14 protein-coding genes, 2 other RNA genes and 1 riboswitch are annotated in these 15,713 nt (G+C 66.6%); of the genes, 1 reads left to right on the top strand and 15 read right to left on the bottom strand.

The genetic code is table 11. The features are described 5' to 3' along the window. Positions 1-345: 345 nt before the first annotated feature. Positions 346-1,308, bottom strand: a complete 963-nt coding sequence (locus tag ASF90_RS09690; RefSeq protein WP_055848992.1) for an IS5 family transposase — start codon at positions 1,306-1,308, stop codon at positions 346-348. A 140-nt stretch (positions 1,309-1,448) separates the two neighbouring features. Between ASF90_RS09690 and ASF90_RS21980 the strand changes: the two genes are divergently transcribed. Continuing rightward, a non-coding RNA gene (locus ASF90_RS21980) (sX9 sRNA) lies at positions 1,449-1,524 on the top strand. A 119-nt stretch (positions 1,525-1,643) separates the two neighbouring features. Here the strand turns inward: ASF90_RS21980 and ASF90_RS09685 are convergent. From ASF90_RS09685 to ASF90_RS09625, 14 genes are all read right to left on the bottom strand, one after another. Continuing rightward, on the bottom strand, positions 1,644-2,546 hold the full coding sequence (locus ASF90_RS09685) for an AraC family transcriptional regulator (RefSeq protein ID WP_115528702.1): 903 nt from the start codon (positions 2,544-2,546) through the stop codon (positions 1,644-1,646). A 99-nt stretch (positions 2,547-2,645) separates the two neighbouring features. After that, entirely contained in the window at positions 2,646-3,380 is a 735-nt protein-coding gene (locus ASF90_RS09680) for an adenosylcobinamide-GDP ribazoletransferase (RefSeq protein ID WP_055848989.1), read from the bottom strand. Beyond that, a complete protein-coding gene (locus ASF90_RS09675; protein WP_055848986.1) occupies positions 3,377-3,991 on the bottom strand; it encodes a histidine phosphatase family protein in 615 nt (204 codons plus the stop codon). The genes ASF90_RS09680 and ASF90_RS09675 overlap by 4 nt, the downstream gene beginning before the upstream one ends. Then, complete coding sequence (cobT, locus tag ASF90_RS09670) at positions 3,988-5,034, bottom strand: nicotinate-nucleotide--dimethylbenzimidazole phosphoribosyltransferase (protein WP_055848983.1); 1,047 nt, start codon at positions 5,032-5,034, stop codon at positions 3,988-3,990. The genes ASF90_RS09675 and cobT overlap by 4 nt, the downstream gene beginning before the upstream one ends. Beyond that, positions 5,031-5,552 carry a bifunctional adenosylcobinamide kinase/adenosylcobinamide-phosphate guanylyltransferase gene (cobU, locus tag ASF90_RS09665; protein ID WP_055848981.1) on the bottom strand — a complete coding sequence of 174 codons (522 nt, stop codon included), beginning with the start codon at positions 5,550-5,552 and terminating at the stop codon, positions 5,031-5,033. The genes cobT and cobU overlap by 4 nt, the downstream gene beginning before the upstream one ends. Further along, positions 5,540-7,015 (bottom strand): cobyric acid synthase, encoded by a 1,476-nt coding sequence (locus ASF90_RS09660; protein ID WP_055848978.1) that lies wholly within the window; start codon positions 7,013-7,015, stop codon positions 5,540-5,542. Before ASF90_RS09660 ends, cobU begins: the two co-directional genes overlap by 13 nt. After that, entirely contained in the window at positions 7,012-7,995 is a 984-nt protein-coding gene (cobD, locus tag ASF90_RS09655; RefSeq protein WP_055850335.1) for a threonine-phosphate decarboxylase CobD, read from the bottom strand. Before cobD ends, ASF90_RS09660 begins: the two co-directional genes overlap by 4 nt. 84 nt (positions 7,996-8,079) lie before the next feature. Then, positions 8,080-8,994 (bottom strand): adenosylcobinamide-phosphate synthase CbiB, encoded by a 915-nt coding sequence (gene cbiB / locus ASF90_RS09650; RefSeq protein WP_055848975.1) that lies wholly within the window; start codon positions 8,992-8,994, stop codon positions 8,080-8,082. A gap of 72 nt (positions 8,995-9,066) precedes the next feature. After that, a complete protein-coding gene (gene cobO, locus ASF90_RS09645; RefSeq protein ID WP_055848972.1) occupies positions 9,067-9,678 on the bottom strand; it encodes a cob(I)yrinic acid a,c-diamide adenosyltransferase in 612 nt (203 codons plus the stop codon). Continuing rightward, the gene (locus ASF90_RS09640; protein WP_115529147.1) at positions 9,675-10,223 is read right to left on the bottom strand and encodes a hypothetical protein; all 549 of its coding nucleotides are present in this window, start codon (positions 10,221-10,223) and stop codon (positions 9,675-9,677) included. The genes cobO and ASF90_RS09640 overlap by 4 nt, the downstream gene beginning before the upstream one ends. A gap of 59 nt (positions 10,224-10,282) precedes the next feature. Next, positions 10,283-10,876, bottom strand: a complete 594-nt coding sequence (locus ASF90_RS09635; RefSeq protein WP_055848967.1) for a hypothetical protein — start codon at positions 10,874-10,876, stop codon at positions 10,283-10,285. A gap of 248 nt (positions 10,877-11,124) precedes the next feature. After that, positions 11,125-13,002, bottom strand: a complete 1,878-nt coding sequence (gene btuB, locus ASF90_RS09630; RefSeq protein WP_055848964.1) for a TonB-dependent vitamin B12 receptor — start codon at positions 13,000-13,002, stop codon at positions 11,125-11,127. A gap of 114 nt (positions 13,003-13,116) precedes the next feature. Continuing rightward, a riboswitch (cobalamin riboswitch) is annotated at positions 13,117-13,343 on the bottom strand. 803 nt (positions 13,344-14,146) lie between these two features. Continuing rightward, a non-coding RNA gene (locus ASF90_RS21970) (sX9 sRNA) lies at positions 14,147-14,222 on the bottom strand. 68 nt (positions 14,223-14,290) lie between these two features. Further along, complete coding sequence (locus tag ASF90_RS09625) at positions 14,291-15,577, bottom strand: aminotransferase class V-fold PLP-dependent enzyme (RefSeq protein ID WP_055848961.1); 1,287 nt, start codon at positions 15,575-15,577, stop codon at positions 14,291-14,293. Positions 15,578-15,713 lie beyond the last annotated feature (136 nt).

Raw genomic sequence — 15,713 nt, 5'->3', positions numbered from 1 at the left:
CTTCTTCCGGAACCAGCCGCTTCCAGGTCGATTGTGCTGCAGCGACATCGGAAATGCTAAGCCTTGTGGCGGAACGCCCTCATTAGGCTTGTAGACCAAGCGCGGAACTTCTCTAAGTGCCGGGAAGCCACGAGCGACGCCGGTGTTGCACCTGCGCCGGAGAACGCAGCAGACAACGCACGCTGACGGATGCCGGTGGTAGCAGCGCCTAGGGATGCTCTGAGCAATCACCACGGAGTGCTGAATTTCCAGCATCTGAGTGGTCCGGACCCATCAGGCGCATGCGATTGCCATTGCTTTCTGCCCTCGAGGTGCCCTTGTTGGCACCTCGGGACGGAGTAACCCCTACGTCGGCAGCAACTGCCGGCGCACCATCCACAGGTTGGACAGCGCAAACAGGGTGAGTACCTGCGCGGTGTTTTTCGCCAGACCTCGATAACGCACCTTGGTGTAGCCAAACTGCCGTTTGATCACGCGGAACGGGTGTTCGACCTTAGCGCGTATGCTGGCTTTGCAACTCTCCCAGCGCTCAACCTGCTTTCGCTCCCGTGCGTTGCCGATCGCTTTCACCTTTGAGCGCTTGGCAGCGATGAAAAACGTCGCCTTGCAGTCGGACAGTTCAGCACGTTTGTCTGCACCGCTGTAGCCGCTATCGCCGAACACACCGGCTTCCTTGCCGTGCAACAGCGCGTGGGTGACTGTGACATCGCCCACATTAGCTGCCGTGCACTTCACGTGGTGCACCAGACCGGAAAATTCGTCAACGCCGATATGCGCCTTCATCCCGAAGTACCACTGGTTGCCCTTGCGGGTCTGGTGCATTTGCGGGTCGCGCGACCTGTTGGCGTTCTTGGTGGAACTTGGCGCGTTGATGATCGTGGCATCTACGATCGTGCCAGCACGCAGGCTTTGGCCCTTGCGGGCAAGGTGCGCGTTCACCGCTTCGAGCATCTTTGCCGCAAGGCCGTGCGTCTCCAGCAGACGACGGAAGTTGAGGATCGTGGTCTCATCCGGAATCGCGTCAAGGCCGCTGAGCCGCGCAAACAACCGCATTGAGGCGATCTCGTGCAGCGCTTCCTCCATGCCAGGGCCGCTCAATGCATACCACTGCTGCAGCAGGTGGATGCGCAGCATCGTTTCCATTGAGTACGGCGGCCGACCCACGCGGCCCGAGCGCGGGTAATGCGGCTCGATCTGGGCCAGCAACGCCTTCCAGGGGACCACCTGTTCCATCTCGGCTAGGAAGATCTCGCGTCGGGTCTGCTTGCGCTTGCCCAGGCCCTCGGCATCGCCGAATGTCAGCTGCATGGATGGCTCCTCAACATGTACCGTCATTGTCGCTCAGACTGCCGGCCAGCGGCCGGCACTACCCAGGGACTTGTTCAGAGCATCCCTAACAAAAGGACTGTGCTCACCGCCAGGCGGGCGCGACCGATGCTCGGTGCAGCATGGACCACGCTTACACTCCGGTTCCTCCGCACCGTCCACACCCATCTGACGACTGCTCGCTACGTTTTGTTGGCCGCTCTGAAAGCAACTCAGCGAGCATGTCGGCCCTGCGCGTGCAGATGTTTCGCGCGCAGGCAACAGCTTGCACAATCGCTCTGCAACTCAGCTACGCGTGCGGCACTGCGTCCGTCACCTCAACCACGCGTTTGGGTCGCCGCCACCGGCACCCGAATATCGGCGCGCAGAATCGCTTCGGGTGTTTCTTCCGGATCGTCCAGATACAGGTAATGCAGCGGTGCATCGCGCAGCAGGTAGCCGCTGCCGGGCAGCCAGGCGGCCAATAGCTGGTCCAGCGCATCTTCCAGCCCGGCATACGAACCCACATGCCGCAGGACGGCGTGCGGTCCGCCGTCCAGACGGCGCAACTGCAAGGGCGCTGCTGGCATGGCCACTGCGTCGAAGCCCACACCGCATTCGAACAGATGCGCGTGCGCCGGAACGTCGCGGTGATCGCTCAGCGGCAATCCCACCAGACATTGCAGGCTGTCGACGATGCCGGCGCGCGCCGCCCAGGCCACAATCCGGCCGAAGCCGCGATCCAGGTCGTCGAATGCGCCGCGCTTGCGTAGCACCACCAATTCGAATGGCTCCAGCGTCTGCACGCTAACCTGCAGCGGTGCTGACGGGCTGTTTGCCAACGTTGCCGGCGTCGATAACTGCTGCAGCTTGCTGGCCCGCAATGCGGGCGCCGAGCGCAAGACGGTGGGACTGGCCTGCAGTGCGCTGCGGCAGGCACGCGCCAGCGCCTGAGGTGTCTGGTAACCGACTGCGAGCGCGACCTCGGTCACCGACGCATCGTCGCTGCCCAACAGATGCAGGGCTTGGCTCAACCGCAAGCGTGCCACCGTGTGGCCCACGGTCTCACCGGTCAGGGCGCGATAGACCCGATGGAAGTGATACGGCGACTGGTGCGCGATGCCTGCCAATTCGGCCAGATCCGGCAATGCGGCGCCGCTGCGAATGCTGGCCTGCAGATGCGCGATGACGCGCTCCACGCCGCGTTGCCAACTGCTAACTGCTGAGTCTGCTGCATGCATGGTGTTGGCTCCCTGGTGACGGCATCAGCATCGCCTGCATCGCGTGCCTGCGCGGTCCCGATCTTGCGGAATGTTGCACCCCGTTGCACAACGTGCGGCTCAACCCAGCCACAGCGCCAGCGTCACTAGCACGGCCGTTTCAGTCAGTTCCACCAGTGCGCCGCAGGTATCGCCCGTCATGCCATCCAGGCGCTGCATGCAGGCGCGGCGCCATAGAACGAAGACCAGTGCAGCACTACCGAGGCACAGAGCCGCGCTCGCCATACCGGCAGCGACGCAGACCACGGTCGCCAGTATCAACGCCAGCCACAAGCTTGTGCGTGGTGCGGCGACCAGCGCGCTGCCCAGGCCGCCAGCGCGCACGTACGGCGTGGTCAAGAACGCCGCCACCACCGCGGCACGTGCCAGCAATGGCGCCAGCCACAGCGCACCCGGTGCGTGCGGCAGCAATGTGGCCAGTGCGGCGCATTTGAGCAGCAAGACCAGCACCACGGCGGTCACTGCCATCGGTCCGCTGGTGGGGTCTTTCATGATCGCCAGCGTGCGCGCGCGGTCGCCCATACCGCCGACCCAGGCGTCGGTCATGTCGGCCAGCCCGTCCAGGTGCAGGGCGCCGGTCAGCCAGGTCCATGCGCTCAACAGCAATGCCGCGCCCAGCAATGGCGCGACATCGCGCAGGCACCACGCCAGGCTACACAGCAGCGCACCGAGCAGCAGGCCGACCCCCGGATACCACGGCAACGAACGTGCCTGCACGCCCGGCCGGGTGAACACCGCACCGGGCACCGGAATGCGGGTCAGGAATCCGATCGCCGCGAGCAGCCCATCGATCATCCGGCGTCGTGTGCAGACTGCGGCGCTGCTGCAGGCACCGATGGCAGCGCTGCAGCAACATTATCGGCCGGTGGCCAGACCAGTGGATGCAGCGAGGCGTGCGGCACCGCCAGCTCGGTCATGCGGCCGAATCCATTGCCAGCCACCATGCACTGCACTGCACGGATGGCACCGCCATGGGTGACCACCAGCACGCGACGCGCCGGGTAGGTGGCGACCACCGCATCCAGCGCCGCGGCGAGCCGCGCGCAGAACGCCTCGAACGGTTCTGCCTGCGGCGGCGGGTGGTGCAGCGGGTCGGCCCAGAAGCGGCCAAGCGCTTCGCCTTCGTCGCGATCGATCTCGGCCACCGGCACGCCTTGCCAGCGGCCAAAGTGATACTCACGCAGCCGTGCGTCCAGCTGCAGCGGCAAGCCGCGCGCGTCGGCCAGTTCGGTAGCGAAGGCTGCGCAGCGCTGCAAGGTGGACGACACCACCACATCCCATTCGCCCTCGGCGGTGGCCGCGCGCAATTGCTGCCAACCCAGCTCGGTGAGCGGGTCGTCGAGCTGGCCGCGATAGCTGCGCTGCCCGGTGTCACCGTGCCGCAGCAAGGTGATCTGCGTGCTCATGCGTCTGACACTCCCGCTTCGGCAAAGGTGGCCATGCCGTTGTGCAAGGCGCAGGCGCTGCGCAGCAGTGGAATCGCCACCGCTGCGCCACTGGCTTCGCCCAGGCGCAGGTCCAGTTGCAGCAACGGCTCGGCATCCAGGGCGCGTAGCAAGGCGGCGTGGCCGCGCTCCTGTGAGCGGTGTCCGAACAACAGCCATTCGCGCACGCCGGGATTCAGACGGGTGGCCACCAGCGCCGCAGCGGTGGTGATGAAGCCATCCACCAGCACCGGAATGCCGGCCTGCGCGGCGGCGATATACGCGCCGACCAGGGCGGCGATCTCGAACCCGCCGAGCCGGCGCAACCGTTCCAGCGGCGTGGTGGCGTCGGCGTGCAAGGCCAATGCGCGGCTGATCACCGTTGCCTTGTGCGCGATGCCTTCGGCATCCAGGCCGGTGCCGGCGCCAGCCATCGCCTGCGGAAACTGCGACAACAGCGCGCAGCCCAACGCGGCAGCGGCGGTGGTGTTGCCGATGCCCATTTCGCCGCCGACAAACAACTGCGTGTCGCAATTTTTGGCCTGCGCGATGCTCTCCGCACCGGCGGCCAGCGCGTCGCGCAACTGGCTGGGGGTCATCGCCGGTTGCTCGCAGATGTTGGCGCTGGAGGGTGCGATCCAGGCGCGACGTACGCGCGGCAACTCGCCGGGGTCGTTGACTACGCCCAGATTCACCACTTCCAGACGCGCACCGAGTTCGCGCGCCAACACCGCAATGGCCGCACCGCCGCGTGCGAAATTGCGCACCATCTCGCCGGTGACCGCCTGCGGAAACGCCGACACGCCCTCGGCGGCAACGCCATGGTCGGCCGCGTACACCGCAATCCAGACCCGCTGCACGGTCGGCTGCGCGGTGCGTTGCCAGGCCGCCAATTGCACGGCCAGTTGCTCCAGCCGGCCCAACGCGCCGGGCGGTTTGGTCAGTTGTTCCTGCCGTTCCAGCGCAGCCGCGCGCACGCGCGCATCCGGCACTGCGCATGCGGCAAAGATCCAGTCGCTACTCACAGCTGCTCTCCCTTCAACACCATCGGCAAACCCGCCACGACAAACACCACACGCTCGCACTGTAGCGCCAATGCCTGATGCAGCCGGCCGGCTTCGTCGACGAAACGACGCGTGAGTTCGCCCAGTGGCACGATGCCCTGCCCCACTTCGTTGCTGACCAGTACGATCTGCCCAGGCAACTGCGGCAGCGTTGCGAGCAGTGCGTCGCGTTCGCGCGTAAATGTGCCCGCATCCGGTTGGCCCAGCAAGTTGCTCAGCCACAGCGTCAGGCAATCGACCAACACGCAGCGATCAGGTGCGGCCAACGCCTGCAGCGTGGCGGCCAAGGCGATGGGTTCTTCCACGCACTGCCAATGCGACGGGCGCTGGCTGCGGTGATGGGCGATGCGTTGCTGCATTTCGTCATCGAACGCCTGCGCGGTGGCCACATAGCACACGTGCTCGGCCGCGCTGGCGGCAAGGCGTTCGGCCAGTGCGCTCTTGCCCGAGCGCGCGCCACCCAGAATCAACTGCCGCATGCCGGTTCCTTGCTGGTGAGCCGCGTCAGCGCGGCGGTGTCTAAATGCGTGTGCACCGCATCGGCAAGACGGTCGAGCGTGGCCTCGCGCAACGCCGCCAGATCCAGCGGCGTTGCCTGCGCCAGGCCGGCCCATGCGAGTAACGCGGCCAGTGCCTGCGGGTGATCGAAGATGCCGTGCAGATAGGTGCCCAGCACCTGGCCGTCGTCGGAGATGGCGCCATCGCTGCGGCCATCGTCCAGCTGCACCAGCGGCCGCGCCAACGCAGCGCCGGTGCTGAGACCGCAGTGAATTTCATAGCCGCTGGCAGCCACGTCGCCGAGCGCCAGCAGCCCGTGTACGCGGTGCAATTGCTTGTGCGCGTGCAACTGCGTGTCCAGTGCCAGCCAGCCCAACCCGGCACTGCTGCCGGCCGGGCCTTCGATGCCATCGGGGTCGTGGATCTGCTCGCCCAGCATCTGCAGACCGCCGCAGATCCCGAGCAGCTTGCCGCCATACCGCAGGTGGCGTGCGATGGCGGTGTCCCAGCCGTGCGCGCGCAGCCACTGCAGATCCTGGCGCGTCGCCTTGCTGCCGGGCAGCACGATCAGATCGCAGGGCGGTGGCGTCTGGCCCGGGCCGACCAGTTGCACCTCCACCTGCGGATGCGCCAGCAAGGCATCGAAATCGGTGTGGTTGCTGATCCGCGGCAGCACCGGCACCACCACGCGCAGCTGCGCGTGCGGCTTGTGCAGCGCCTGCCGTGGCAGCGCATCTTCGGCCTCCAGCTGCAGGCCGTGCAGATACGGCAACACGCCGAGCACTGGCTTGCCGGTTTCGCGTTCCAGCCAGTCCAGGCCCGGTTGCAACAGCGCCAGATCGCCACGAAAGCGGTTGATGACAAACCCGGCAACGCGTGCGCGTTCGCTCTCCGACAGCAAGGCCAAGGTGCCGACCAGATGCGCGAACACGCCGCCACGGTCGATGTCGGCAATCAGGATCACCGCGCAATCCACCGCCTCGGCATAGCCCATGTTGGCGATATCGTTGGCGCGCAGATTGATCTCTGCCGGGCTGCCCGCGCCTTCCACCAGCACCACGTCGAAACGCTCGACCAGCCGTGCGTGCGAGGCCAACACCGCGGCAAGCGCGGTGGCCTTGTAAGCGTGGTAGCCCACCGCATCCAGCGTGGCGACCGGGTGTCCATGCACGATCACCTGCGCCCCGGTGTCGCTGTTGGGTTTGAGCAACACCGGGTTGAAGTCGGTGTGCGGCTCTAGTCCGCAGGCTTGCGCCTGCACCGCTTGCGCGCGGCCGATCTCGCCACCATCGACGGTGACTGCCGAGTTCAGCGCCATGTTCTGCGGCTTGAACGGCGCCACCGCCACGCCCTGGCGATGCAGCCAGCGGCATAGCGCGGCCACCAGCGTGCTCTTGCCGGCATCGGAGGTGCAGCCCTGCACCATCAACACGCGTGCGCTCACGCCAATACCTCGCCCAGTGCCGCATCCAGGCGTGCTTCGGCGGCCGCATCGGGCGGCAGGCCGAAGCGCAGGCTGGCCGGGGTATCGAACAGGCGGGTCAGGATGCCGCGTTGCGCCAGCGCCGCATGCAACACCGCCGCATCGTCGCGCCGACACCATTGGAAAAACGCAGTGCCTGCGGTGGGTGCGATCGCATGACTGCGCAACAGCTGCGCAAGCCGCTGCGCTGCCGCGTGCAGGCGTTCGCGGGCCTGCGCGTGCCAGTGAGTATCTGCCAACGCCTGCTGCAGCGCCCAGCGGGTGGGGCCGCTCACCGTCCATGGCCCCAACTGCTCGCGCAGTGCATCCAGCAACTGCGGCTGCGCGCACACGAACCCGGCCCGCGCACCGGCCATGCCGAAGAACTTGCCGACCGAGCGCAGCACGATCAAGCCCGGTTGCAGCGTCTGCGCGCACACGCTGTCGTGCGGCGTGGCATCCATGAAGGCTTCGTCGATCACCAACCAACCGCCGCGTGCTGCCAGACGTGCATGCAGCTGCAACAGCACTTCGCGATCGAAGGTCTCTGCGCCTGGGTTATTGGGATGGATCAGCACCACCACATCGAAGGTCTCTGCCGTCTGCAGCAACGGCCCCGCCGGCAGCGGTACGACGGTGTGGCCGGCGCGTCGCCACGCGTGTGTATGTTCGGCATACCCCGGTGCCAGCACGCCCACCCGGCTGCGGCTGCGCAACAGCGGCAAGGCCTGAATCGCCGCCTGCGAGCCGGCGACCGGCAATACATGCGGCGCGCCGTAATAGGCCGCGGCGCTCTCGGCCAGACCATCGTCGTCTTCCGGCAGGCGCTGCCACGCCTGCTCCGGGATGGCAGGCACGGGCCAGGCGAACGGGCTCACCCCGGTAGACAGATCCAGCCAGTGCGACAGCGCAATCCCGTAGGTCTGCGCGGCGCGGCGCAACCGGCCTCCGTGTTCAAGCATGAGCGACTCCACGAGATGGTGCGTGACTGCACAGAGATTGCCGATGGTCGACGCAGCGCCTGCGCGCAAGGGGTTGGCGGCCGGTCATGGCGTCACCAGCGCCAACGCCAGTGCACCGAGCAACAACCACAGCAGCACCCCGGCACGCACCAGCAGCAGCGCACGGCGCACGCTGCCGGCGCTGGCCGGCAGGCCCTCGCCCAGGCGCGGCCGTGTCTGCCAGTGGCCGTGGTACGGCGCTGGCCCACCCAATTGCACCTGCAGCGCGCCGGCACCGGCCGCCATCACCGGGCCGGCATTGGGGCTCTTCCAGCTGCGCCCCTGCTGCCAGGCGCAGCGCATGCCGGTACGGCTGCGGCCGAGCAGCGCGTACGTCGCGGCGGTGAGCCGCGCGGGCACCCAATTGAGCACATCGTCGATGCGCGCCGCAGCGCAGCCGAAGTTGGTGTAGCGCGGCGTGCGATAGCCCCACATCGCATCCAGCGTATTGGACAGCCGATACAGCACTGCGCCCGGCGCGCCGAGCAGCACACCCCAAAACAGCGCGGCAAACACCGCATCGCTGCCGTTTTCCAGCACCGACTCGGTCGCTGCGGCGGCAACCTGCGTGGCATCGAGCGCGGCGGTGTCGCGGCTGACGATGCGGCCCACGGCAGTGCGCGCCGCTGCCAGGTCGTCGGCCTGCAATGCGTCGATCACCGGCTGCGCATGTTCGCCCAGGCTGCGCAATCCCAGCGCCAGGTACAGCATGACGGCGGCAAAGACAGTTGCCGCCCACGCCGACCACCACCACAGCAGCGCTTGCAACGCGGCTGCCAGGAGCGTCCATGGCACCACCGTCGTGCACCAGGCGAGCACGCCTGCACCGCGACGATCGCGGTACAGGCGTGCTTCCACGCGCTGTGCCCAGTGGCCGAACAGCACCAGCGGATGCGCGCGCCGCGGTTCGCCCAGCAGCAGATCCAGCAGCACGGCCGCCGTGGCAATCACCAGCGCCATGGTGGGCGTCCCTGCGTCATGACAGGACACACGCCGATGCAGCTGCAGGCAATTGCATGCGCGTGGTCATGCCTACAACTCGATGCCGAGCTGCGCCTTGATGCCGGCGTTGAAGGCATGCTTGATCAGGCGCATCTCGGTGACGGTGTCGGCGACCTCGATCAACCCGGCCGGCGCACCGCGCCCGGTGATCACCACATGCTGCCCGGGCGGACGCGCAGCCACGGCTGCGAGCACCTCGTCCAGCGCGATGTAGTCTTTGACCAAGGCGATATTGAGTTCGTCCAGCAGCACGAAGTCGTAGCGCGGGTCGGCCAGCATGCCGCGCGCCAGTTGCCAGGCGGCCTGCGCAGCGGCGATATCGAGTGCACGGTCCTGGGTTTCCCAGGTAAAGCCCTCGCCCATCACGTGGTAGTCGAGCAGATCCGGAAAGCGGCGGAAAAACGCTTCTTCGCCGGTGGAAAACGTGCCCTTGATGAATTGCACCACGCCGCAGTAAAGGCCATGCCCGAGCGAGCGCGCCAGCATGCCGAAACCGGACGAACTCTTGCCCTTGCCATTACCGGTATTGACCAGCAGCACGCCACGGTCGATGACCGCGCGTGCGATGCGTCGGTCCACCAACTCCTTCTTGCGCTGCGCGCGTTCGCGGTAATGCGCGTCGTCGTGTTCAGGGGTGCTCATGCGCTTGCTCCAATCGGATGACGTGCGACGATGCCACGTAGTGCAGCCAGCAGCGCGAAAGCGACGCCGACATAGCCTGCCAGCGTGCCGAGTGCGTGCGGATAATAGTCAGGCACGCGCGCGACAAAACCGCCAAGCGTGGCCTGCGGATAACGGCCGGACAAGAAGTAGAAGCCGCCCTTGGAGAGCAGATACGCCAGGCTGCCGCTTAGCAGCACTGCGCACAGCAGGCGGGCCGCATCGCGCCACACGTCGCGGTGCAGCTGCATGGCATACACGCGCCCACCCAACCACAATGCCGCATACGCCAATGCCAGCGCCCAATAGGCCGGCGACAGACACCAATCGCTGATGCTGCCGGAGACCAGGCCGATCAGATCCAGCGCAGACGCCACCCCGAACAGCAGCGGCAGCATCCACCGCGGGCGCAGCAAGGCACCAGCCAGAAAAAACACCGCCCAGGATGCGCTGGGCAATGCATCCACGCTGGCGAAATGCTCGCCGCGCGTGCACACCATCAACAGCACCAGCGCGCTACCGCACATCCATGCGGCGGTGCCTTGCAGTGGCGCGCGTGCCGGCGTGCGCGTTTGCCGTGCAACCGTCATGACCGCTCCAACGGGGCCGATAACGGCGCTGCAGTGCGCGCGGCACGCCAGCGCAATACACACCACGCGCCGGCAAGCGCAACCGCCAGATACAGCGCGGTGGTGCGCACGAACAACGGGCCCCACTGCGCTGCGCGCTGCAGATACTGCGCCCAATGCGGCTCGGCATAGCGCCCGCCCCACCAGTAGAACGCGCCGTTGGAGATCAGGAACGACACCACAGCGGCCAAGGTGCCCAGCGCCCACGCAATACACATCGACCTTGCATCCGGGCGAAGGTGAGCGTGATAGGCCCGGCCGGCGTACCACAGCACCCCGTACGCTAGCGGCAGCGCCGCATAGGCGGCGGTGATGCAGAAGTCGCTGACACCGGCCACCGTGACCGCGGCCCAATCGATCGCCACCGACAACACCAGCAGGGCGACAAAAAACGCATGCCGTCGCACTGCCAGACCACCCAGAAAGAACACCGCCATCGATGCATCCGGCAGATGCAGCCAGTCGCTGACGTGATGGAAGCGGGTGACAGTCATCACCAGCATCAAGCTGATGAAGACAGCGCGTTCGGCGGGACGGGAGAGCGGGGTCATCGGTGTTCCTTCGAGTACAGACGCAGATGCGCTAGCAGTGGAGACAGGCAAACGGGAGATGCTGCAGTGTACGAGTGGCACATTGCTGCTGATGCTGCCGGGTCACTGGCCGTCCGGCTGCAGCCGATTGCTCAGTGGAGCGTTGGAGCGACGCACTGCCACCAGTGCGAAGAGTTGCGCGATGCTGCGGCCGGTCGCTATCGGCCGGATGCATCCCGCCATCGCACATGCCATCGACCGCCCGCGCGTTACTGCGCCGCCTGGTAGCGGAAGGTGAGCAGATAATTGCGCCCCGGCTGCGCATACCAGCGTGCGGTCTCGTACTGGCGGTCGAAGATATTGTTTGCGGTGAACTGCACCTTCCAGTCCGCGTCGATCGCATAGCTCACGCGCAGATCCAGCAGGCCGTAGCCGGCCAGCCGCTCGGTGTTGGCCAGATCGTCGTAACGCTTGCCGGAACCGAACAGGCTGGCGCCGACGCTGAAGGCACCGAAGCTGCGGTCGGCATCGATGCGCCCGCTCTGCCGCGCGCGCCGCGGCAACCAGTTGCCGTGATTGACCTCGCCATCGGCCTGCGGCTGTAGCCAGGTCAGCGCGCTGCGCACGGTCCAGCCGGCCAGCTGGGTGTCGTAGCCGGCTTCCACACCGCGAATGCGCGCCTGGTCGATGTTGTTCGGCTGCCCGAACGGATGGGTGGCATCCACCAGCGAGGCGTCGTAGGCGATCAGATCGTCGATGCGGGTCTGGAAGGCATTGAGCGTCCAGGTGCCCCAGTCGTAGCTGCCGCGCAGCCCCAGCTCGGCGCTCTTGGAGGTCTCCGGCCCCAGCAACGGATTGCCGTAATCCGGGTAGTACAACTCGTTGAAGGTGGGCGCCTTGAACGCAGTGCCGTAGCTGGCGGTCACGCGCAAATGCTCGGCGAAGTCCCAGCCCCACAACAGGCTGCCGGTGGTCTTGCCACCGAACTGGCTGTTGTCGTTGCGACGCAGGCTGGCCTGCAGCGACTGGCTGCCGAAGCTCTGCTGCCACTGCGCAAACGCAGCGCGGTCGATGCGGCTATCGGCATCGTAGGTGTCGCTGCTGGCGATGGCGTCGCGCTGCCAGTCGAAACCGACCGTGAGCAGGCCCGGCCCGGTGTTGACATCGGCCTGCAGCGAGCCCTGCTTGCGGCGTGTGTCGTAGGTCGACAGGTACGCACCCTGGTAATACGCGTCGCTGAAATCGGCGCTGCTGCCCAGGCTGGCGGTGAAGGTCAGCGCATCGCTGGGCGCATAGCGCAGGCGCCCGCCCACGGCCTGCTGCACGCCCTTGGACAGATTGCCGCCGAAGGCTGAGCCGTCGTATTCGTTGCGGCTCTGCGCACGCAAGGCGTGCACGTCCGCATCCCACTGCTGATTGAAGCGCCAGCCGCCCTGCGCGCTCAGCGAATCGTTGCGGTAACCGTCGCGGTCCGGATCGTAGGCACTCGAGCTGGTGTCCAGATACGCATTGATGCCATCGGTTTCGTCATGCACGGCGTTGACCGAATACCAGCCGCCGGCTTCGCTCAGATCGCCCTGGCTGCGTCCGGCGACACCGGCGCCATAACGGCGCGCATTGTCGCTGCCGGCCGCCACGCTCAGCGTCGGCACGAAGCGGCCTTGCGGGCGACGGGTAAAGATCTGGATCACGCCGCCCAATGCTTCGGAGCCATACAGGCTGGAAAACGGCCCGCGCACGATCTCGATGCGCTCGATCTGCTCGATCGGCAGATCCTGTAACGCCGCACCGCCGGCGGTGGCCGAGCCGATGCGCACGCCGTCGATCAGCACCACCAGATGATCCGATTCGGTGCCGCGCAGGAACAACGAGGTCGCCTTACCCGGACCACCGTTATTGGCCAGCGACACCCCGGCTTCGCCTCGCAGCAGGTCCTGCAGCGAATTGATCTGGCGGCGCTCGATCTGCGCGCGGTCGATCACCGTGACCGGCGCCAGCGTCTGGTCCTGGGTCTGCGCGGTCCGCGAGGCGGTGACCACCACTTCGTCGAGATCGATAGCGGCTTCGGCCTGGGCCAGATTGATCACGCACAGCGACAACCCCGCGGCCAACACAGCGCGACGCGGCAAAACGGAAGAAAGGGACATCTACTGCTGCTCCTGAAACCGCGCCGACCCGCGCGGGGGCAATGGGGCGACACGCAGCAACGGGCCAGCCGCCCGACGCAGCAGCATCGGACGCGCAAGGCCACGCCCACCGCGTGCCGGGTCAATCCCTCAGGCCGGTCTCCGGGCTTGCGAGCGGAAGCGGATGCTTCCCGGGTCTGCGCCTTCCCATGCAAAGCACAGTGGCGTGACGTGCAGACCCTTGTCTCGCCCACCGTTGCGGGGGCAGCTCCGGAATTGCGACTCGCCCAAGGCGATGCGCGCACCGGATTCCCGTTTAAACCACCGGCCAGCCGGCAGTCACCTCAGGGGCGCGCATGGTAGCAGGATTGGCTGGCGCCTCAGCGGTCTGGTGCGACCGGCCAAGCGCAGCGCGTCGCCACGCGCCGGGATGGTGTGACTACTGATTGCTTCTCCCATCGGGAGAAGGTGGCGCGCAGCGCTGGATGAGGGGACGGAGCGCAGCCTCATGCCATGGATGCAAGCAGCATGCTGGGATTACTTGTATGTCCGCCACCGAGCTTGATCTCGCACATATGCGTGGGCTTCGCCCCCGTAATTGAGCCCGCGATCCCTCCCCCCGCTCCGCGCCCCAGCCCACGCTTGCGCTTGCGGCGCGTGCGCTCCAAGGCCACCCGCGCCCATCGCGCGCAAGCTGTTCCTCCTCGCCCCGACGGGAGAGGGGCGAGCCGTTCCGGGCGGCAGAAGGGCTTCAAGCCAAGCGTCATTGGCGTGTTCAAGATGTCCGGGTCATGGAAGCGACGTCCCGAGGCGGCAGCGCGGCTGGGGATTGGCGGAGAGCGGCACAAGGATGTGCCGCGGCGGCGAGTCAGACAGGATGTCTGACCGAGCCGAAGAGCCAATCCCCAGNAGCGCGGCTGGGGATTGGCGGAGAGCGGCACAAGGATGTGCCGCGGCGGCGAGTCAGACAGGATGTCTGACCGAGCCGAAGAGCCAATCCCCAGCCGCGCTGCCGCGCTCACCGAAGCCAGTACCGGCGGACATCGCGCTGCGCCATACCCACCCCCGCTCCGCTCCGCGCTAGCAGTACGAGCGCACCAAGACACGCGCGACGGTGGCGCGCACGCCGTGCCTTGGTATCCGACGGGAGCGCTGTTCCAAGAGTGGCCAACAAAACGTAGCGAGCAGTCGTCAGGTGGGTGTGGACGGCGCGGAGGAACCGGAGTGGACGCGTGGTACCTGCCGCACCGAGCACCGGCCGCGCTCGCCTGGCGGTGAGCACAGCCGGCTTGTTGGCTGCGCTAAAACCTCACGCTCCCTGTAGCGCCTGCTCCAGATCCGCCAGCAGATCGTCGATATGTTCGATGCCGATCGACAGGCGCACGGTGTCTTCGCTGACGCCGGCATGTTCCAGTTCGGCCGGATCGAGCTGACGGTGCGTGGTGGATGCAGGATGCGTCGCCAGCGATTTGGCATCGCCGATGTTGACCAGCCGCGTGAACAACTGCAGCGCATCCAGAAACCGCGCACCCGCCGCACGCCCACCGGGCAGGCCGAAGGTCAGCACGCCCGAGCCGTGCCCGCCCAGATACTTCTGCGCCAGCGCATGCTCGGGGTGATCCGGCAACGCGGCGTAATTGACCCAGGCCACCCGCGCGTGTTGCTGCAGATACGTCGCAATCGCCAATGTGTTGGCATTGATGCGCTCCATGCGCAACGGCAGGGTTTCGATGCCTTGCAGGATCAAAAACGCATTGAACGGCGACAACGCCGCCCCGGTATTGCGCAGCGGCACCACGCGCGCGCGGCCGATGTAGGCGGCCTCGCCCAACGCGTCGGTATACACCACGCCGTGGTAGCTCACGTCCGGCTCGTTGAGACGCGGAAACCGCGCCTTGTGCTCCGCCCACGGAAAGCGCCCGCTGTCCACGATGGCGCCACCGATACTGTTGCCATGCCCGCCGAGATACTTGGTCAGCGAATGCACCACGATGTCCGCGCCGAAGTCGATCGGCCGCAGCAACGACGGGGTGGCCACGGTGTTGTCCACGATCAGCGGTACGCCATGCGCATGCGCCACGGCCGCCACCGCTTCGATATCGGTGATGTTGCCGCGCGGATTGCCGATCGACTCGACGAACACCGCCTTGGTACGGTCGTCGATCAGGCCGGCAAATGCTTGCGGATCGCGATAGTCGGCAAATCGCGTACTGATGCCGAACTGCGGCAGCGTATGCGCGAACAAGTTGTAGGTACCGCCATACAACGCACTGGACGACACGATGTTGTCGCCCACCTCCGCGATGGTCTGGATGGCGTAGGTCACCGCCGCCTGCCCCGACGCCAGCGCCAGTGCGCCGATGCCGCCTTCCAACGCCGCGACGCGCTGTTCCAGCACATCGTTGGTCGGGTTCATGATGCGGCTATAGATATTGCCCTGCACCTTCAGATCGAACAGATCCGCGCCGTGCTGGGTATTGTCGAAGGCGTAGGCAACGGTCTGGTAGATCGGCACCGCCACCGCGCGCGTGGTCGGATCGGGGCGATACCCGCCATGCACGGCGATGGTTTCGGGCTTCCACTGCGGGTCGGTCATGGTGCGGCTCGGTCGGGAGAAAACAAGGACGATACGCGGCTGCTGCCATGCCCCTCATGACAGAACGCCATGACGACATCGCCAACTGTCAGCTCCTGCAACGGCGCACCCGCGCGCGCAGTGATGCCGGCAACGC

It is taken from the genome of Xanthomonas sp. Leaf148 (genome assembly GCF_001423585.1).
GTDB lineage: Bacteria > Pseudomonadota > Gammaproteobacteria > Xanthomonadales > Xanthomonadaceae > Xanthomonas.
This window is presented reverse-complemented; position numbering and strand designations above follow the sequence as displayed.